General features: G+C 56.8%; 17 protein-coding genes and 1 tRNA gene. 8 read left to right on the forward strand and 10 right to left on the reverse strand.

What is annotated here, in order from left to right; genetic code table 11:
- The first annotated feature begins 165 nt into the window (after positions 1-165).
- On the forward strand, positions 166-1662 hold the full coding sequence (locus H6F57_RS13455; protein ID WP_190624983.1) for a glutamine synthetase family protein: 1497 nt from the start codon (positions 166-168) through the stop codon (positions 1660-1662).
- Between the two features lie 248 nt (positions 1663-1910).
- Here the strand turns inward: H6F57_RS13455 and H6F57_RS27590 are convergent, their stop codons facing one another.
- The gene (locus H6F57_RS27590; RefSeq protein WP_242024754.1) at positions 1911-2468 is read right to left on the reverse strand and encodes a rhodanese-like domain-containing protein; all 558 of its coding nucleotides are present in this window, start codon (positions 2466-2468) and stop codon (positions 1911-1913) included.
- 623 nt (positions 2469-3091) lie between these two features.
- Between H6F57_RS27590 and H6F57_RS13465 the strand changes: the two genes are divergently transcribed.
- Together H6F57_RS13465 and H6F57_RS13470 are read left to right on the forward strand one after the other, a co-directional pair.
- Positions 3092-3382: a hypothetical protein gene (locus H6F57_RS13465; RefSeq protein ID WP_190624982.1), complete on the forward strand. Its 291-nt coding sequence runs from the start codon at positions 3092-3094 to the stop codon at positions 3380-3382.
- 526 nt (positions 3383-3908) lie between these two features.
- A complete protein-coding gene (locus tag H6F57_RS13470) occupies positions 3909-4934 on the forward strand; it encodes a hypothetical protein (RefSeq protein WP_190624981.1) in 1026 nt (341 codons plus the stop codon).
- A 60-nt stretch (positions 4935-4994) separates the two neighbouring features.
- Here H6F57_RS13470 and H6F57_RS13475 read toward each other — a convergent pair whose 3' ends face one another.
- Both H6F57_RS13475 and H6F57_RS13480 read right to left on the reverse strand, forming a co-directional pair.
- On the reverse strand, positions 4995-5984 hold the full coding sequence (locus H6F57_RS13475; RefSeq protein ID WP_190624980.1) for an NAD(P)H-dependent glycerol-3-phosphate dehydrogenase: 990 nt from the start codon (positions 5982-5984) through the stop codon (positions 4995-4997).
- Between the two features lie 107 nt (positions 5985-6091).
- Positions 6092-7765 carry a glycerol-3-phosphate dehydrogenase/oxidase gene (locus H6F57_RS13480; RefSeq protein ID WP_190624979.1) on the reverse strand — a complete coding sequence of 558 codons (1674 nt, stop codon included), beginning with the start codon at positions 7763-7765 and terminating at the stop codon, positions 6092-6094.
- A gap of 454 nt (positions 7766-8219) precedes the next feature.
- Between H6F57_RS13480 and H6F57_RS13485 the strand changes: the two genes are divergently transcribed.
- On the forward strand, positions 8220-10595 hold the full coding sequence (locus H6F57_RS13485) for a heavy metal translocating P-type ATPase (RefSeq protein ID WP_190624978.1): 2376 nt from the start codon (positions 8220-8222) through the stop codon (positions 10593-10595).
- 36 nt (positions 10596-10631) lie between these two features.
- Here H6F57_RS13485 and H6F57_RS13490 read toward each other — a convergent pair whose 3' ends face one another.
- The 5 genes from H6F57_RS13490 to H6F57_RS13510 all read right to left on the reverse strand — a co-directional run bounded on the left by H6F57_RS13490 (position 10632) and on the right by H6F57_RS13510 (position 13713).
- Complete coding sequence (locus H6F57_RS13490; RefSeq protein ID WP_190624977.1) at positions 10632-11522, reverse strand: nucleoside monophosphate kinase; 891 nt, start codon at positions 11520-11522, stop codon at positions 10632-10634.
- A gap of 253 nt (positions 11523-11775) precedes the next feature.
- Positions 11776-12078, reverse strand: coding sequence for a hypothetical protein (locus tag H6F57_RS13495; RefSeq protein WP_190624976.1), 303 nt, complete (start codon positions 12076-12078; stop codon positions 11776-11778).
- 246 nt (positions 12079-12324) lie between these two features.
- Positions 12325-12624, reverse strand: coding sequence for a hypothetical protein (locus H6F57_RS13500; protein WP_190625052.1), 300 nt, complete (start codon positions 12622-12624; stop codon positions 12325-12327).
- A 67-nt stretch (positions 12625-12691) separates the two neighbouring features.
- Positions 12692-13441 carry a Ycf66 family protein gene (locus H6F57_RS13505; RefSeq protein ID WP_190624975.1) on the reverse strand — a complete coding sequence of 250 codons (750 nt, stop codon included), beginning with the start codon at positions 13439-13441 and terminating at the stop codon, positions 12692-12694.
- A gap of 152 nt (positions 13442-13593) precedes the next feature.
- Positions 13594-13713: a photosystem II reaction center X protein gene (locus H6F57_RS13510; RefSeq protein WP_190624974.1), complete on the reverse strand. Its 120-nt coding sequence runs from the start codon at positions 13711-13713 to the stop codon at positions 13594-13596.
- A 211-nt stretch (positions 13714-13924) separates the two neighbouring features.
- Between H6F57_RS13510 and H6F57_RS13515 the strand changes: the two genes are divergently transcribed.
- A complete protein-coding gene (locus H6F57_RS13515) occupies positions 13925-14209 on the forward strand; it encodes a YggT family protein (protein WP_190624973.1) in 285 nt (94 codons plus the stop codon).
- Between the two features lie 186 nt (positions 14210-14395).
- On the opposite strand, the gene accC is transcribed toward H6F57_RS13515, so the two are convergent.
- Positions 14396-15745, reverse strand: coding sequence for an acetyl-CoA carboxylase biotin carboxylase subunit (accC, locus tag H6F57_RS13520; protein WP_190624972.1), 1350 nt, complete (start codon positions 15743-15745; stop codon positions 14396-14398).
- 264 nt (positions 15746-16009) lie between these two features.
- Here accC and H6F57_RS13525 point away from each other — a divergent pair.
- Positions 16010-16091 (forward strand) — tRNA-Leu (locus tag H6F57_RS13525).
- A 91-nt stretch (positions 16092-16182) separates the two neighbouring features.
- Here the strand turns inward: H6F57_RS13525 and H6F57_RS13530 are convergent.
- Positions 16183-16920, reverse strand: a complete 738-nt coding sequence (locus H6F57_RS13530; protein WP_190624971.1) for a DUF554 domain-containing protein — start codon at positions 16918-16920, stop codon at positions 16183-16185.
- Positions 16921-17019: 99 nt separating this feature from the next.
- Between H6F57_RS13530 and H6F57_RS13535 the strand changes: the two genes are divergently transcribed.
- Positions 17020-17985 carry a DUF362 domain-containing protein gene (locus tag H6F57_RS13535; RefSeq protein WP_190624970.1) on the forward strand — a complete coding sequence of 322 codons (966 nt, stop codon included), beginning with the start codon at positions 17020-17022 and terminating at the stop codon, positions 17983-17985.
- Between the two features lie 127 nt (positions 17986-18112).
- Positions 18113-18300: IS630 transposase-related protein (locus H6F57_RS13540; protein WP_190624969.1), on the forward strand; the 188-nt coding region annotated here is incomplete at its 3' end.

Here is an 18300-nt window from a genome sequence, read left to right on the forward strand (position 1 = left end):
TTAGAAGACTAGAGAAACCGGTCTTCCTTTGCAGAATGCCAAGATTGATGACTACAGATGCAGAAAATTTGTTTTCTAGGGCACGTATCAATGGCTACAAACTTGTCATAACAAGTTGGTTTTACTGAGACCATTCTTGCTGCGCTGCAAACTAGGAGGCTCACGGTGACTGGAGTGCTAACACGGGTAGATACCACGGATCTAGAGCGCTATGTCGCCGCAGAGGGGCGCGATGAGCTAGTTAAGCAGGTACGGGCCAAAATCGACGAGCTGGGCATTCAATACATCTATTACCAGTTCATTTCCGTGACGGGGCGCATTGTCGGCAAGGGCATCCCCGCCGACTACTGGGAGGTTACTGCCGAGAAGGGTTTTCAGCTGGTCTATGGGGCCACCGCCAACCTAGCCATGAATCGCCACGGCCAGTACCTCGGCTACGGCCCCGAGGCGGCAGAACTGGTTGCCATCCCCGACCCCGAAACCTTTTGCCAGCTGCCGTGGGATCAGCGGGTAGCGCGGGTCTACTGCGTCTGCTTCCGCAACCGCGAAGAGGAAGAAGACGCGGCGGCCTTTCTGACCGGCGACTGTCGGGGCAACCTGAAGCGCATCCATGCCGAATTCCAGGCCAAACACGGGCTACAGCTGCGCCACGGCTGTGAACCCGAGATGATGTGGCTTAAAAAAGGGCCTGATGGCAAGCCCGATGGCGGCGTTACCAAGCCCAACTGCTACCACATCGACCAGTTTGAAGAGCTGCGCCCGGTGTTTCTGCGAGTGATCGAGTATGGGCGCGCTATGGGGCTCGACATGATCCAGGGTGACCATGAGGATGCGCCGGGACAGCTGGAGTTGAACTTTATGTTTGATGATGCGCTGCGAACCTGCGATCGCCTCTCTACCTACCGCCAGATCTGCGCCCAGGTAGCCCGCGAGTTTAACCTAATCGCCTGCTTCATGTCGAAGCCGTTTATGGGGGTCTCGGCCTCGGGCTGCCACCACAACCTGTCGCTGTGGCGGGGCGGCGACACGGCCACCAAAATGTTTGGCTTTAGTTCACTGCCCGGTTTGGAGGGCAATTTCACCTATCACCAAGGGGGCGAAAACACCTTTCTGCCTGAGGAAGGCGTGTCTCGCCGTATGCCGGGTCAGGTGGGGCTGCACTGCATTGGCGGCGTGATCGAGCACCTGCCCGCGCTAACGGCGATCGGCTGCTCCACGGTCAACTCTTACCGCCGCCTATGGGATGCAGGCTTTTGGGCACCGGTCTACTCCGACTGGGGCTTTCAAAACCGCACCTGTGGCCTGCGCATTTCTGCCCCTGGTCGCTTTGAGTATCGTGCCGTTGACTCTATGGTGAACCCCTACCTGATGGCTGGTGCCATTCTCAAGGCCTTTGATGATGGCCTCAGCCGCCAACTCGACCCCGGTGAGCCTGAGCAGCGCAACATCTACGAAGCTATGGAAGACGGCAAAAAGGTGAAAAAGCTACCTATGTCTCTTGGCGAGGCCCTCGACTGCCTCGCCACCGACAAGGTGATTCAGTCGGCACTGCCAGGAGAAATGCATCGCATCTTTGATCAATACAAGCGCGACGAGTGGGAGCGGTTTTTGGCTACCACTACCAACTGGGATATGGATAACTATTTAGACTGCTTGCCCTAGCGCTTTTTCTGGCTTTCTAAATTGCGTGCAAAAATGCCGACTCCCCCATACTCTTCTCTATTAAAGAAAGTACGAGGGGAATCGGTTCACTATTGCTCTTGTCGGGCTTTAACTTTTACTAAGCCCAGTTTGAACATTCCTGAGTTGTGGGAGCGGTCTAGGAGAGCGATCGCAACCGCCTGCTGCAAAGCACTCTTCTAGACTTCTCAAATCAGGTTTTTACTGTTCAAAATTACTGCTAAAAGCGTTTAATCTTTGAGCGGCGACGAAAAAGCGTAGACACCTTCGGTGGGGCCACCAACATCCTTCCATGCCGAAAGCCCACCCTGCAATACGGCTACACTGCCATAGCCTGCCTGACGGAGTTGGCTAGCAGCATCGTCAGCGCTGTCGCCATAGATGTAGATATCGCGCTTGTGCTCTAGGGCATTCTCAGCGTCAGCAAGAAGCTCGTCAATGGGCATGGGCACAGCACCAGTAATCCGCTCGTTATTAAAGTCTTCTCGACTGCGCACGTCGATGATAGTCAGCGCTGGCTCGCCCCATTGCAGGCGCTTGAGCAGTTCTTCAGCAGGTGCTTGGTTTGCCGACATGGCGGGAGGCTTGGGCAGAGGCTTAGTCACCGCAGCCTTAACCGCTTCAACCTGGTCAGGAACCTGATGGGATGCATCGTCGGCTTTGCGAGCCAGTTCTTCGGTTTTCTCAGGAACTTGGCCGACAGCATTTCCTGCTTGCTCAGTCAAATTTTGAGTCTGGTCGGCAGCCTGATCAGCAACATTATCGGCTTGTTCAGAAAAATTAGTCATAGATTACCTCTATCAGCATCAATGACCTCAAACTACTAGGTAGGTATCAATATCTCATCCACCAGCGGGCATAATCCAGAAAAGAGCCGCTAACTGTCAGTAGGCATATATTCTTTTGTAAAGAAAAATGTCTTGAAGTGCGATCGCGGCTAAGTTTGCTCTCTTCGATTCGTTGTCAGACAAAGTGTTGTCTATATATTTGGGCTATTACAGCAAATTCAAAAACGTTCGTGCGGCTGTTTTAGATGTTGCCAGTTTTTTGAGTCCAATGGAGTAGCGATCTGGCTGCGATATCCTACTGAAGAGAGAGTTTCTATAAGCCAAAGGGCTACGTTTTTATTGTAGAAGAGACTATTTTTAGGGACATGTATTTAGTGCCGCTTGCATAAGCGTGATATTGGCCCGGAGGTGGCGGCTAAGAATTTTTTCCGGTAAGTCTAATACAAGCTACGCCATCATTTTAATGATGCATTGGTGCGATCGCCCTCGCTCAAGGTAATTATTTAGGTAAACCAGACATCTTCATCGGCTACCTGTAGGACTGGATTGTTAAGGGCGCGATCGCCTCTCTACCATTGCTACACTCAGCGCAAACAATAGTGAATGTGGTGTTGAGGTCAGGCATGGTAGGACGACAGCCGAAATCGGTTCCCGCCGAGAGCGCTGCGCGAACCAAGCCAATCTCGTCAGAGGAGGCGTTTCGGCAGTCATGGGCAGAGACCGATCCGGCGATCGCCCCTTTTCTCGGCACCTGGGTGCGTGACTGGAACTTGATGCCCTACGACTTTCTCACGGTGCTGCCCTCCACCGTCTTGGGGCAGGTGTGCCTAGTGCGCTACCGCCAAATGAAACCGAAACCGTCCCCTTTGAGACATTCACTACGCCGCCAGAGTTTTCGGTGGGGCGGGTGGTAGACGGCCAACTGCTGAGTCGAGACGTGCAAAGTGCCCTACGCCATCGAGTTTTTGGGTACCGTAGAAGCCGATGGCGAACTGCGGCTGCTAGCGACCCAGTAACCGCCTGCGATCGATCCAGCCTGGTCCCCCCAGCTGTTGAAGCAGATCAACACCTATGGCTGCTCATCCCTAACCGTTGGAGAATAGTTCTGCCCCTGACTATGACGTATGCCGCAGCATTCTTTGTCATCAGGTCGTAGTGAAATTTTTAACACAGACCGTAGCGGATGCCTTTAGCCGGTTACCGCCTCCAGGCAGGTTGTTGCCCGATAGGGACTGCCCCGAACTTTAGGCTCGTTAGAATTGCGTAGATTCCATTAAAAACTTGCTTATTTTGCGAACCATTGCGAAGAATAAAGATTGGTGAATTCAGTTCACCAGTTTCTGGGGTGTTATCGAGTTGGCTGACCAGCCTGGGCTTAATATGGCTTTTAAAGCTTGCTTTCCGTCGTTACAGTTTCCTTAACATTGTGGTTGTGTTCCTATGGTGACAGACTGCTCAGTATCGACCAGCCTGAAAGTTGGCCGTCTAGAAAAAGTTGGTGCTACAGACAAGGCTGCTGAAGTACTTTCTCTGTCTGAGGTTTGGGCAAAGAAGTACATCAAAGACCTGCATCGTCAAGATCAGGTGCTGCTGAGCTTAGATGAGTCCCAATCTAGACCGGATGTCGCTCAAAAACTCGTCGATATTCTGCGCTCTGTCAGCGCCCGAGCCTGGAATAAAACGGAAACGCTACTATCTCACGAAGTCCGTCGGCACCAAATCAGCCCTAGCCTGATTGACCCCTGGACCATTGCTAAAGACGTGCACTCGGTCTATGAAGAAGCGCTGGCGGCCTACGCCAAGGGGGTAACACCCCAGCGTTTTTCGGTGGCGGCCTCTAAGCAGTTGGGTGCCATTCGCCAGACCCACACCGCGGTAGACCCAAGGGTGATTGGGTTTGTCAGCATGCAGTTTCACTATTGCGGTCAGATGCTCTCGGCGGAGGCCCCTGCGGTCGAGCAATCGACCCTACAAAGCTACTTTAAGGTGGTTGACGATCTGTTGTATATGCCGCTGCACCGGGCCTACGCTGCTGCTGCTAATTACGACTACGATGACCCGCGTTTAGAGACAGTGCGGCTAGCCCTGCCGGCCACTAGCCGCATTGCCAAGAGCATCGTGAATCAAGTCATTGCGCTGTGCCCTGACTATGCGAGCTATACCGGGTCTCTCAGCGAGGCCACGGTGCGCACCTCCAGCATTCGCGATGTGGAGATGTTTCAGATTTATCTCTGGACCTGCATGCTAGAGAACAACATCTCGGCGATCGCCCAGGAGTTGTTTCCGCTCTGCGTCATGCTGTACCCCAGGCTCAAGGTAAATTGGGGCTTGGTGCGACTGATGGTCAACCTGCTCGATCAAGAGCTGTCGGCCTGCGTGGGCGAGATCAATGTCAAGCACTATGAACCCCACTACACCGCCATGCTGAAGATGTTTTCGCCCGCTACTTTTCCGGAGCCCGTTTAACCCGTTTAAAGGGACGCAGCGTAAATAGGCAAAAGCACGAAAACGGCAGGGTGAAGACGATCATTCGCACTGCAAGACCTCTTGGTAGTCTTCAGCTTTGAGCTTGCGTTCCATTAGGGCGGCGACGGCCTCTGCGGCTGAGATGTCGCCCTTGACCAGCAAATACACCTGCTGAGAAATCGGTGCTGAAAGCTGCTCTCGCTGGGCAATGTCGTGGAGGACGTAGGCAGTGTTTATGCCCTCGGCGGTGCTGCCCAGTTCTTCTAAAATTTGCTTTAGAGATTTCCCCTGGGCAAGGCCGTAGCCCACTCGGTAGTTGCGGCTGAGGGCGCTGGTGCAGGTGGCCAGCATGTCCCCCAAGCCCGAGAGACCTAAAAAGGTTTCAGGCTGCCCGCCTAGATGGGTGCCAATGCGCATCACCTCCGGCAGCGCGCGGGTGATCAGGGCAGATCGCGCGTTAGAGCCCAGATTGAGCCCTTCGCAGACACCGACGGCGATCGCCACCACATTCTTTAGCGTGCCGCCCAGCTCAGCCCCTAGGGGATCGGTGCTGGTGTAGGTGCGAAAGTGGTCGGAGGCAAATACGTGCTGCACGGCCTCAGCGGCGGTTTCGTTGGCACAGGCAATCACTGTGGCGGCGGGTAACCCGGCCTCAATTTCCTTAGAGAGGTTGGGGCCAGAGAGCACAGCCACCGCATGGGTAGGAAACGCCTGTTGAAAAATTACCGATGGCGTCAGGGTGGTTTCTGGGTCAAAACCCTTGGTAGCCGTCATCATCACCGTGGTTTCAGGAATATTTAGCGATTTGAGCTGGGTGACCAGATCAAGCACCCCTTTCATGGAAATGGCCGACAGAATTACCTCCGCTCCAGCGACGGCATTTCGCAGAGAAACGCTGCCCGATCGAGACCAGATGCGCACGGTGTGGTGGTTGGCGGCGGCCAGGTGGGCCAGAGCACTGCCCCAGGCCCCAGATCCCAAAATGGCGACGGTGACTGGGCGGTTCTTGTAGGTCGAGATAATTTGCTGAGAGGTTGGGGCGACGAGCATGGGGAGTGGAGGATGGAGGAGTAGGGAGTGAGGGGTGAGCAGTGGGGAGTGAGGGATTTTAGCGTTCTAAAACGGTTTACCCCCTACCTCTTACCCCCTACCTACAATTAAGCAGTCTGCAACGACGCGCTCTCCTGCCCCAGCGCATAGTCGGGAATGCAGTTGGTGGACATGAACTGGTGGTAGGCGCGAATGTTGCGATCGCACAGGTTCTCACTCCATCCACAATACTCCTGTAGCACCTGAGCCACCACGGGTAGTGCCGCAAAGCCATAGGTGTGGTGCATGGCTACGGTAGTGCGGTGGCGCAAGATATCTACAAAGGTGTGGGCCAGCTCGGCCTGCACCGCAAACACGATCTGAGCCTGAATGTCTGGGGCGTAGTCGACAATGGGCTGGGCCAGGGCGGGGTGGCGATCGATTAGAGCTAGCAGGTCGCCTGTGCGAGCACCGTAGATGGCGATGAGGTGGCTAAGGCTGGTGGGGGCAATGCGGTGGCGGTAGCGATCGCGCCACTCGCCCACCCTAGGGTCGTCGAGCAGCATGGCTCCGGGTAAGGGGCGCTGGTGGGTTGGGCAGGTGGGCACCGCCTCACCTCGCTGGCGAAAGGCAGCATTTACAAACTCCTCGCCCACCTGGCGATGGGTGGTGAGCTTGCCGCCAATCAGCGAGATCAGGTTCTTGGCTCCCTCTTGACTGTGGTCGTGCAGAATGTGGGCGCGGGTAATGCTGCCGGTCTTTTTGCCCTCGGCGTAGGGCAAAGGCCGTACCCCAGCGTAGGTAAAGCGCACATCCTCCCGAGTTAGGTGGGCAGCGGGCAGCACGGCGTTAGTTTCCTTGAGTAAGTAGTCGATTTCGGCATCGTCGGCCTTGACCCGGTCGAGGGAGCCTGTGTAGTGCTCATCGGTGGTGCCAATCAGATACTGGCTCAGCCAGGGCAAAATGAAAAAGGGCCGTCCGTCAGACTTGGCCTCTACATACAGGGCTGAGTTGGGCGCGCCGGGGAAGGCATCGACAATAATGTGGCTGCCCTTGGTGCCGCCGATCTGGCGGCCTTTGCTCACCGGCGACTGGCTGAGCCCACACACCTCATCCACCCAGGGGCCAGACGCGTTGATCACCACACTGCGATCGTGGATTGTCACCTCGAAGGGGTCGCCGCTCAACAGATCGCGACAGGTCAGCCCAGTAATTCGCTGCTCGCTGAGGTGAATATCTTCGACCTGGGCATAGTTGAGCACCGTAGCCCCGGCCTGCTCGGCATCGAGAATATTTTCTAAACACAGCCGCTCGGCATGCTCGGCCTGGCCGTCGTAGTATTGGGCGGCCCCCGCTAGCCCATCGGCGTCGATGGCGCGAAATAATTGCCGGGTGCTGCGGCGCGACAGCATGCGGTGGTTGGGTAGCGACTTGTCATAGCTGAGCAGGTCGTAGAGCACCATGCCGGCCTGAACGATGCGGTAGCTGCGCGAACCACTGCGATAGATAGGAATCGTCAGCGACAGCGGTTTAACCAGGTGGGGTGCATTGCGCAGCAGCACCTCGCGTTCGTGGAGCGATTCGCGCACCAGGTCAAATTCAAAATATTCTAAATATCGCAGCCCGCCATGAAGGAGGCGGCTCGACCAGCTAGTAGTGCCGCCACCAAAATCGCCCTTCTCAATCAGGATGGTGCGCAATCCGCGCAGGGCGGCATCGCGCGCCGTGGCGGCACCGTTGATGCCGCCGCCAATCACAATTAGGTCGAAGGGTAGGCTGGTGAGGGCTTGCAGGTCGCGCATGAATTCTGAGGAGTCGGAGTTTGCGATCGCGAGTGAACGTTTCTTGAGCTTTTGACGGTAAAGCGGTGGAGAAAGGCTGGCCGCCTCAGTTAAACAGTCGTTCAGGCGGGCTGTTTATGTATGTAGCAGTCTAGGTATCTGGCTATACGTCAGCAACTGCCCAGGGGCATAGGCCTATGTCTATGGAAGGGGGCAGGGTGAGATTCTGTGATCTTTGTGAGTATTGCTTAGGTACCCGAAGGGATTAGTTGGCCCATCAGCGGCGGTTTGCGGGCAAGGCCATCAGTCAGTTAATTCTCTCAAACTCCCTAGACAGGGATCTTGCGGGACTCTAGCCTTATCCAGATTTGATCGAACGCAGCGCGAAGATCCAATTTTTCGCCAAGCAGGGAGATACGCAGGAGAGAAGGGGGTTGGTAGGCTAGATCCACTACTGCCCCTAACGTTTCGCCCTATGCAAGTTCTTTCTCCCCAAACCTCTGTTTCAGAAACGGATTTAGAGCCATCTAACCGTCAGACCGTAGTGCTCAACGTCAGCGGTATGAAATGCGCCGGGTGCGTGCGAGCCGTTGAAAACCGCCTGGCTCAGGTGGATGGGGTGCGCTCGGCCACGGTGAACCTGGTGACCGAGGTGGCGGTAGTCGAAACAGAGGCTGGTGTGGTGAGCGCCGACCAGCTGGCCGACCAGGTGACTCAGGCGGGCTTTGCGGCGACCCCTAGAACTACCGATGGCGATGGCGACGACCTCACCGCCTGGGTCGAGGCCAAGCGGGCCGAACAGCAGCAGCAGGGACAGCGGCTGGGGGTGGCGATCGCCCTCCTCATCCTTTCCACCATTGGCCACCTCAATCACTTCGGCTGGCTGACGATCCCCATTCTCAGCGACCTGTGGTTTCACGCCCTGCTGGCCACGGTGACGCTGATTGGGCCGGCGCGGGAAATCCTTGTGGATGGCTGGGCCGGTGTGCGGCGGCTGGCTCCCAACATGAATACTCTAGTGGCCCTGGGCAGCGTTAGCGCCTACCTGGCTAGTGTGGTGGCGCTGGTGTTTCCTGGGCTGGGCTGGGAGTGCTTTTTTGAAGAGCCGGTGATGCTGCTGGCGTTTATTTTGCTGGGCCGCACGTTAGAGCAGCGGGCCAGATATCGGGCGGCAGACGCGCTGCGATCGCTGGTCGAACTCCAGCCCGCCGTGGCCCGATTAATCTCCAACCCCGCCACCGCTGGAGCTGCCCAAACCGGCGTGGAGGTGCCCGCCCGCTGTGTGCAGGTGGGCGAATGGGTGCAGGTGCTGCCCGGCGAAAAAATTTCCGCTGATGGCACAGTGGTCTCAGGCCAAACCACTGTAGATGAGTCGATGCTGACCGGCGAGTCGATGCCAGTGCTGAAGCAGGCCGGTGACGGCGTGACGGCAGGCACGGTGAACCAAAGCGGCGTGATCGCCCTGCAAGTCACTGGTACCGGCCAAAACACCGTGCTGGCTCAAATGATTCGCCTGGTAGAAACGGCCCAGAGCCGCAAGGCCCCGATTCAGCGGTTAGCGGATGTGATCTCGGGCTACTTCACCTATGGGGTGATGTCCCTGGCCACGCTCACGTTCCTATTTTGGTACTTCATCGGGCTGCACCACTGGCCCCAGGTGATGCACTCGGCCCTGGGCATGGCCCACATGGGCCACACCATGACCGACACCTCCTCAACGCTGCTGGTGAGCCTTAAGCTCGCGATCGCGGTGATGGTCGTCGCCTGCCCCTGCGCTCTTGGTCTGGCCACCCCTACCGCCATCCTCGTCGGCTCTGGGCTAGGGGCCGAGCGCGGCCTGCTGATTCGCGGCGGCGACAGCCTCGAAACCATCCACCACCTCGACACGGTGGTATTCGACAAAACCGGCACTCTCACCTTGGGCCAGCCGACAGTGACAGAGATTCACGTTGTCGCAGAGGGCCTGAGCGAAGCCGACATTGTGCAACTCGCCGCCACGGTCGAAAGCGGCACCCGCCACCCCCTGGCCAAAGCCATTCACCAAGCGGCAGCCGCGCGAGAATTAGATCTGCTACCAGCTGATGAGTTTGACACCCAACCCGGCCTCGGCGTGGCTGCCCAAATCACCTGGCAAAACACCGTGCAGCCCTGCGCCCTGGGTAACCAGCAATGGATGACTCGGCGAGCAATGGTGCTCGATGCCGCAGTGCAAGATCGAGCTAAGGCGCTGGCGGAAGCTGGGCAGACGGTGGTTTATGTAGCGCTGGGCGATCGCGTGGTGGGGCTGGTAGCGATCGCAGATCAGCTGCGCCCCGATGCCGCCGCTGTAGTTGAAACTCTGCAAAAACAGGGGCTCCAGGTGCGGGTATTGACGGGCGATAGAAAAGAGGTAGCAGGGGCGATCGCCGCCCAGCTCAACCTTAGCCCCAGCCAGGTCACTGCTGAAGTTTCCCCCCAGGGCAAGGTTGACGCGATTCGCCAGCTCCAGGCTGAGGGGCACACCGTAGCGCTGATGGGCGATGGGATCAATGATGCCCCTGCGATCGCCCAGGCTGATGTGGGCATCAGCCTCCACTCCGGCACCGACATCGCCATGGAAACAGCCGACGTGATTCTCATGGGTGACCACCTCTCCGGGGTGCTCGAAACTCTCACTCTCAGCCGCGCCACGTTTAACAAAATTCGCCAAAACCTGGCCTGGGCGTTTGCCTACAACCTCGTAGCGATTCCCCTCGCTGCTGGGGCGCTGCTGCCCACCGCTGGGATTAGCCTCAGCCCCGCCGCCGCAGGCGGCATGATGGCGTTTAGCTCCGTAGCTGTAGTGGTTAACTCTTTGCTCTTAAGGCGATAAGATCGGCAGTAGGATTCGGTTTCTCTGCATTTGGCTTTAGGCCAATAGGCGAGTTACGGCTGCGTTGTATTCCTGGTAAGACTTGACGCCGGTTAGAGTCTCTAACCGTTCGCCATTCTTAAAAAACATCACTGCCGGGATGCCCTTTAACTCAAATCGCTTGGTGATCTGTCGATTGGTGTCAAAGTCGATCTTTCTCACGGTGACAGAGTCGCCATAGGCTTCGGCCAGTTTATCGACCGACGGTGTCACCTGTTTGCACGAGCCACACCAAGACGCCATACAATCGACCACCAGCAACGGTTCACTGGCCAACAGCACATCGAGTTCGGCTTCATCGTGAATCAATTTAGCCGCACCCGTGTCTTCCTGACCAAGCTGGGTCAAGGCGCTGGCGACCTCCGCAAACGATAGGCTGGCATTGATGGTGGCAAGCTGAGACTGCTGCTGATAGTACTCAAGCAACGGCTCTAACGACTGCTGAAAGCCCTCTAAACGCTCGCGAATAGCAGAAATCGGTGGCTTTTCGCTGCTTTCGTTTAATAGGCGAATGATCAAAAACTCAGCTGTCGCTTTGAGATAGGCTACTGTCGCTGGTGGCTGGCCCACTGCTGCCCACCACTCATCAAACGCCTGGGCTTGGGCCAGCGTGCGCGGAAATCCTTCTAAAACCCAGCCTTTGAGCATAGTATCGGGTTGCTCAAACCGCTTGCGGATCAGCTTCATTGCCAACGCATCGGGAATCAGCTCGCCCGCATCTATATAGGGGCGGGCCTCAATGCCAATTGCAGTCTCGGCGGCGATCGCCCCACGAACCAGCTCGCCCATAGAAACATAGGGAACCTGCCAGCGTTCTGCTAATGCGATCGCCTGCGCCTCAACCCCCACCCCAGGAGGCCCTAAAAGGATAAATTGCTTAGGTTTCATAGAATGGCGATATCCTACTCCCGCTGTTTAACTCTAGATTCATCATCTAGGGGAAAGAACCAAAGCCTGAGTTTTTTAACCTCATTTAACGACGGTTGTACGTCAGCCAGGCAAAAATAGCTGTTCCACAGGGCAGAGTTCCCCATAAACAGCTGTTCGGTGGCGCTCACTCTGTTTCCATGCCGACGCCACCCCACATTTGAGACCAACTCATTACCGACGTTCCAGCAGGTGTTTCGGCAGCGTTAGGTTTCTAGTCGTCAACACGTTTCTTTTTACCTTTTTCGTCTGACGAATCCTCTTGTTTATCCTCATCAATGGCCGGGCGGGTCGTAGCAGAGTTCACCTGCGACGAATCGGGCAGCGGAGAGAGTTGGGCTGGAGACACTGGAACCGTTGCGGCCGAGCCAGCTGGAGAGACAGGTGGGGTCTCCAAAGAACGCTGCACTACGATTGGAATAGCAGTAGTGCCAACCAAAGCGACACCACCGACTAGCCCTTTAATCAGCAGTGACTTCAAGCTGTTGTTTTCGGGGGCAGAGTCAGAGTTACTCATAAATTTAGTAATTGTTTGTTTTAAAAATCTCTTTGGGGCGATGCGTCTTGCCGGTAGAATACCCCGCACTGCTCGCTTAGTTGACTTTCTGCGGTCAATTTTGGTTCCGTCCGCTCAGCTCTATGAAGACGTGATCGCATAGAAACGTCGCCAGCGTAAATTTTTGAAGAATATACGAAAAAACCTCAGCCCATAGCCGATTAGCTAGGTTCACAGAATTAACGCGAAGTGGGTCAACGGTAAGCTCTACTCAGACGCCTGACTGTCCCGGCGACCTAGCTCATATACCCCGCAGCCTATTGCAGCCAGCACCCCCAAACTGACAGCCCAACTGTCGCCCAGCGACAGCGTAAGACTGTAGTAGGCTAAACCACCCGCCGCCAAAAACGGTACGACGCTCAGTAGTGATGCCGCCGGAGAGTTTTCGCCCAGCCAGCTCTCAAACGCTAAGATCACCCGATCGGCAAAGGGTGAAAAGCCCCAGTACAGCGCGATCGCCCACAGCGCAGTCCCGGCAATGGTGGCGGTATCGAAATCAACGGGCAAAGACAACAAAGCAATTACCGAAACAAGGCCAGAGCATGAGCCGAAGGGTTAGAAGCTTTCACCAAGACTAAAGCGGGTCGCGATCGGGGCGGTAGTCAGGCCGAGGCGGCTGCGGGCCGGGGTCAATGCGGTAGCGATCGTTGTATTCGCTGCGGTTCTTGGGAGGGCGACGACGGCGAACGCGATCGTCTCCAGGGCGAGGATTGCTGTCGTAGTAGGGCTGGCCGTCAGGGCCATCTGGGGGGCGATCGCCCATCGGCCGACCATCCACTGGTCGATCCATCGGCCGATCCATGGGGATGTCTTCGCGGCGCATGGGGCGACCATCGCCGTACACATCGGGGGTGTAGGGAGGGCGGCCAGTTGGCTCACCGCGCCCCTCAAGCATGGGCCGAGGCCGATTGTAGGGATCAACGGGGCCGTAATCGCGGCGGTCTAGCTCAGCGCGGAGGTTTGCACGGTTGTCAGGAGCATAAGCCGGCGGGCGACTGCCTCGGGGCGGGCGATAGCCGCCACCGCCACCAAAATCGCCGCCATCGCCCTGAAAGCCCACTTTAGCTAGCGGCGTTCTGGAGTTGATGTTTTGAATCATCAGCGACACCACCATGCCCACCAACAGCATTTGCTGAAAGGAGGAGATGACGTCCATGCCCAGGTTGCCGAGCAGAAACACCCCTGACAGCAGAAACAAAACTGCGTAGACCTTGTCCGAGTCGCGCTCATAGCCGGGCTTTAGCCGCTCTAAGAAGAACAGTGCCACGCCGCAGATCACCATAAAGATGCCCAGCAGCAGGGGGACGGGGGTACCAAAATTCACGGCAAATTCCTCTTAGGCGATCGCCTCTGCCAACCGAACACGTTAATTCTAGCCGACTTAACGAAAAAATCGGGAACGCCTAAAGGGTTCCCGACCGCAAGACTAACAGGTTGCACCCTCCGACCTAGACCAGCAGGCACAGCCCTCTGAGACTACTGGCGCTGAATTTTGTCGCGCTGGCTAACAAACACGAGAAAAATCGTAGCGGGGATGATGATAATCACGGCACCAGCCAGCAGGCTTAGCAAGAAGTTGGCTAAAGACGATGTCATATCTTTGTGATCCTGATTAACGATTGAAACCGAATTGTTATTGACCATTATTGATCATTATTGCTCAACCACGCTCGCCTTCACTAAAGCTCTGTCTGGTGCGATGGCTTTCCCAACGGCGTCAACCTCAGCAGCCCCTAGGGCATGGAGAATCAGCCGAGGAAGGCTTTAGAATGACTTTACGGCAACAGCGTATTTTGGAGGGTAACCCATGGCCGCCACACAGGTGCTGAATATAGGCGTGGGCCTGCTATTGGGCCTCATGACTCTACTGTTTATCTTTCGCATTGTGCTCACCTGGTATCCCCAGGCCGACTTGTCTAAGCTGCCCTTTTCGCTCGTCGCTTGGCCCACGGAGCCCCTGCTGGTGCCCATGCGTAAGCTCGTCCAACCCATTGGCGGCGTCGATATTGCCCCGGTCATTTGGGTGGGCATCGTCACCCTGCTGCGAGAAATTTTGGTGGGGCAGCAGGGCTTATTAAGGATGTTCGGTTAGAGGTTCTCTCGCTTAATGTGATAAGCGGTGCGTCTTGGCCGGGAGTGGACAGCCGGGACGGCTATCCCACAAGACTTCCGCCAGAGCCCCAAGAACAATGACCACTCTCTTGTGAGATGGGCCTCTGGCCCGTCATGGTTGGCTTAAGGCCATGAATAGTCTGGGCCAAAGTTGTCCTAGACTAAGCTACTTAATTGCCATCATCTCTGCGACAAAGTTGGTGTAAACATCACCGCTGAGGAAGTTGGCGTTCTCTAGCACCTTCTGGTGAAAGCCAATGGTGGTGGGCAGGCCGGTGATGGCGCACTCTCGCAGGGCGCGGCGCATGCGACGAATAGCGGTGGGGCGGTCTGGCCCCCAAACAATTAGCTTGCCCACCAGCGAATCGTAGTAGGGCGGAATTTCATAGTCGGTATACACGTGGGAATCCATTCGTACGCCCATGCCGCCGGGGGCGAGGTAGCCGCTAATACGACCGGGGTTGGGGCGAAAGTTGTGGTCGGGGTCTTCGGCATTAATGCGGCACTCGATCGCATGGCCGCGAATCTGAATATCTGACTGGGTAAAGGGCAGTTTTTCGCCCTGGGCAATGGTGAGCTGGGCGGCAATCAGGTCAATGCCAGTAATCATCTCGGTGACGGGGTGCTCGACCTGAATGCGGGTATTCATTTCCATGAAGTAGAAGTTGCCCTGGCTATCGACCAGGAACTCGACCGTGCCCGCCCCTACATAGTTGATCGACTGGGCTGCCAGTACCGCCGCTGCCCCCATTTTTTCGCGCTGGTCTGTGGTCAGCCGGGGACTGGGGGCTTCTTCGAGCAGCTTCTGGTGCCGCCGTTGAATCGAGCAGTCGCGCTCGCCCAGGTGCACCACGTTGCCGTAGCTGTCGGCCAGAATCTGAAACTCGATGTGGCGGGGGCGATCGATAAACTTTTCCATGTACACGCCAGAATTGCCAAAGGCGGCCTGAGCCTCACCTTGGGCTGCCATAAAGGCCTTGACCAGCTCAGACTCGTTATTGACCAGGCGCATGCCGCGCCCACCGCCCCCAGCGGTGGCCTTGATCATCACCGGGTAGCCAATTTCGCTGGCGATGGCATAGGCTTCGGCTTCGTCGGTCAGCAGTCCGCCACTGCCGGGCACCGTGGGCACCCCCACCTTTTGCATGGTGTCTTTCGCGGTCGATTTGTCGCCCATTCTGCGGATGGAGTCGGGGGAGGGGCCAACAAAGACAATCTGGTGGTCGGCGCAGATTTCGGCAAAGCGGGCGTTTTCGGCCAGAAACCCATAGCCGGGGTGAATGGCGCTGGCGTTGCGAGTCAGGGCAGCGGCAATAATGTTAGGAATGTTGAGGTAGCTTTTTTGGCTAGGGGCCTCGCCAATGCATACCGCTTCATCGGCAAGCTGCACGTGGAGGGCGTGGCGATCGACGGTGGAGTGAACCGCAACGGTGGCTATGTCCATTTCTTCGCAGGTGCGGAGGATGCGCAGCGCGATTTCTCCTCGGTTAGCAATCAAAATCTTGGAAAAGCGCATGTACGTAGGGCAAATAGCAACAGACCATTGAGTTTTGGGGTGGCAGCCCAGCTAAGCAACCCCAGCCCAGTGCCGCAACCGACCATCATCAGCATCATACGATGACGACGGTCGCTGATCCTATCACGGGGCTAGCGCAACAAATATTGCTGGAAATGTGCTCTTATCAAGGGGGCCATTATGGTTTACTCTTATATATCTGAGCTGGTGCTTGGGCGACATTCCCTCAGTAGCGCCCATGGAGCACCGTTCAGAATATCACCAGCGGATGTGGTGGAATTGGTAGACACGCACGCTTGAGGGGCGTGTGGCTTATGCTGTGCGAGTTCGAGTCTCGCCATCCGCATCAGATTCCTACGGGTTGATCCAACAATGCCGGGTTGTAGTAATACAGCCCGGCATTGTTGTTGGAGCCAATTTATTGAACAGACCGGCTGCTATAGACGCTGGGCCAGGGCGATCGCCACAGGGCATAGCAGTAGAGCTGGCAAAAATGAGGCCACCCTCACCTGGCCGATTTCGAGCAGATTCAGACCAATGCCCAAAATCATCAGCCCGCCGGTACCCGTGAGCAACAAAACGTGAGGACTCGTGGTCGGGTCAGCGAGAACAGTCCCCAACAGGCTGGACAACAGTGACAACGCCCCCTGTATCCCCAGCACGCTGAGGGCCGAAAAGCCAACGCCAACGCCGTAGGTGCCAGTTAGGGCGATCGCCGCTAACCCATCCATCGTGGACTTCAGCGTGAGCAGAGCATTGTCGCCTGACAGGCCGTTGTTGAGGCTGCCGACAATGGCCATGGGGCCAACGCAAAACAACAGGCTAGCTGCCACAAACCCTTCGGTAAAGCGGCCTCCGCCTCGTACCTTAGCCTTAAGCCAGTCGCCCAATACCGAGAGGCGTTTCTCAATCTGCCACCATTCGCCCAGCATCCCCCCCATCGCCATCACCAGCAGCGCCAGGATAATGCCGTCGATGGGGCCAGCGTCGACATCAGACAGGTTGCTGGCCATGGAGACCCCAATTACCAGAGTCATCAGCCCCACTGCCTGGGTGATGATCTGCTGCATCGACTTAGGCAAGCGGCTGCGCAGCATGAGTCCCAACGTTGTGCCCAGCAGAATGGTGGCGACGTTGATCCAGGTGCCGCTGGTTTTGGCCCACAGGCTGAGCATAGTAAAGTCCTCACGGGGGGTGGTTGGGCAGACAGGAGATGCGCGGCGCTTCGGTTCCGCGTTATTCTCCAATCAGACCATTTATTCCGGGAGAGTGCCATGGTGGTGCCAGTCAGTTTGATGCGCGCCCAGTCTTACCAAAGGGCTGAACTGGAGCGCTCGCTCACTCAGCTACTCGCGCCCCTGGGAGGCATGGCGGCCTTCGTAAAACGGGGCGATCGCGTGCTGTTAAAGCCCAACCTGCTGACCGGCGCTCGCCCCACTAAAGAATGCACTACCCGGCCTGAGCTAATTTATGCCGTGGCCCAGCAGGTGATAGCCGTTGGTGGCCAGCCCTTTTTGGGCGATAGCCCCGCCTTTGGCAGCGCCCGTGGGGTAGCCAAAGCCAACGGGCTACTGCCCCTGGCTCAGGAACTTGGGTTACCGATCGTGGAGTTGCACGGCGATCGCTACCCTACCGACAACCCTGAGTTTGATCACCTGCGCCTCTCTAAAGAAGTAATGGAGGCCGACGTGGTGATTAACCTGCCTAAGGTCAAGTCCCACGTGCAGCTCACCCTTACCTTGGGGGTCAAAAACCTGTTTGGCTGCGTACCCGGCAAAATGAAGGCCTGGTGGCACATGGAGGCGGGCAAAGACGTGCAGCGCTTTGGCACCATGTTGGTAGAGACGGCACGGCTGGTCGACCCTGAGCTGACCATTGTGGATGGCATCATTGGCCATGAGGGCAATGGCCCCAGCGGTGGGGAACCCAGAGATTTAGGCGTGCTAGGGGCGTCTGCTAACGTGTTTGCCCTCGATCGCGCCATGGTCGACGTGCTGGGAGCCGATCCGCTGGCGGTGCCCACGGTGGCCCAGTCAATGCGGCTAGGGGTTTGTCCCGATTGGGAGGAATTGGCTTTCCCACTGCTCACCCCCGATGACCTGGGAGTGACCGACTGGCAGCTGCCCGCCGAACTCATGCCCATCGACTTTGGCCTGCCTCGGGTGGTGAAGTCCACCTTTAAGCACCTCTACGTTCGCTTTATCAAAGAGCCGGTGACCGCTTACGCCGGGCGTCTCTGAACCGGACGGCTCTAAAACGAGAGCGGGAGGGCGCAAATCCTGCACCCTCCCGCCCTAAACAGTTATATAGCAATCCGTATAAGGGTTCGGTCAGGCAAAATGACAGGATATCGAGAGGACTATAGTGATGCCAGCTCCCTACAGCCTTGACCTGCGCCAGAAAGTGATTGCCTCGATTGAGTCAGGCCAATCCAAAGTTGCCGTCAGTCAACTGCTGGGCATTGCCCGTAGCACCCTTACGGAATGGCACAACCAGTATCGCGGCAATGGGGAGGTTGCCCCGAAGCAAGGTTACCAGCAGGGCCATAGCCACAA

It is taken from the genome of Leptolyngbya sp. FACHB-60 (assembly GCF_014695775.1).
GTDB lineage: Bacteria > Cyanobacteriota > Cyanobacteriia > Phormidesmidales > Phormidesmidaceae > Nodosilinea.

Excerpts from the sequence above, each read along its gene's own strand:
- H6F57_RS13485 (WP_190624978.1), top strand. The coding sequence starts at position 8,220 with ATGCAAGTTCTTTCTCCCCAAACCTCTGTTTCAGAAACGGATTTAGAG.
- H6F57_RS13495 (WP_190624976.1), bottom strand. The coding sequence starts at position 12,078 with ATGAGTAACTCTGACTCTGCCCCCGAAAACAACAGCTTGAAGTCACTG.
- H6F57_RS13490 (WP_190624977.1), bottom strand. The coding sequence starts at position 11,522 with ATGAAACCTAAGCAATTTATCCTTTTAGGGCCTCCTGGGGTGGGGGTT.
- H6F57_RS13510 (WP_190624974.1), bottom strand. The coding sequence starts at position 13,713 with ATGACATCGTCTTTAGCCAACTTCTTGCTAAGCCTGCTGGCTGGTGCC.
- accC (WP_190624972.1), bottom strand. The coding sequence starts at position 15,745 with ATGCGCTTTTCCAAGATTTTGATTGCTAACCGAGGAGAAATCGCGCTG.
- H6F57_RS13535 (WP_190624970.1), top strand. The coding sequence starts at position 17,020 with ATGGTGGTGCCAGTCAGTTTGATGCGCGCCCAGTCTTACCAAAGGGCT.
- H6F57_RS27590 (WP_242024754.1), bottom strand. The coding sequence starts at position 2,468 with ATGACTAATTTTTCTGAACAAGCCGATAATGTTGCTGATCAGGCTGCC.
- H6F57_RS13515 (WP_190624973.1), top strand. The coding sequence starts at position 13,925 with ATGGCCGCCACACAGGTGCTGAATATAGGCGTGGGCCTGCTATTGGGC.
- H6F57_RS13465 (WP_190624982.1), top strand. The coding sequence starts at position 3,092 with ATGGTAGGACGACAGCCGAAATCGGTTCCCGCCGAGAGCGCTGCGCGA.
- H6F57_RS13475 (WP_190624980.1), bottom strand. The coding sequence starts at position 5,984 with ATGCTCGTCGCCCCAACCTCTCAGCAAATTATCTCGACCTACAAGAAC.
- H6F57_RS13470 (WP_190624981.1), top strand. The coding sequence starts at position 3,909 with ATGGTGACAGACTGCTCAGTATCGACCAGCCTGAAAGTTGGCCGTCTA.
- H6F57_RS13480 (WP_190624979.1), bottom strand. The coding sequence starts at position 7,765 with ATGCGCGACCTGCAAGCCCTCACCAGCCTACCCTTCGACCTAATTGTG.
- H6F57_RS13530 (WP_190624971.1), bottom strand. The coding sequence starts at position 16,920 with ATGCTCAGCCTGTGGGCCAAAACCAGCGGCACCTGGATCAACGTCGCC.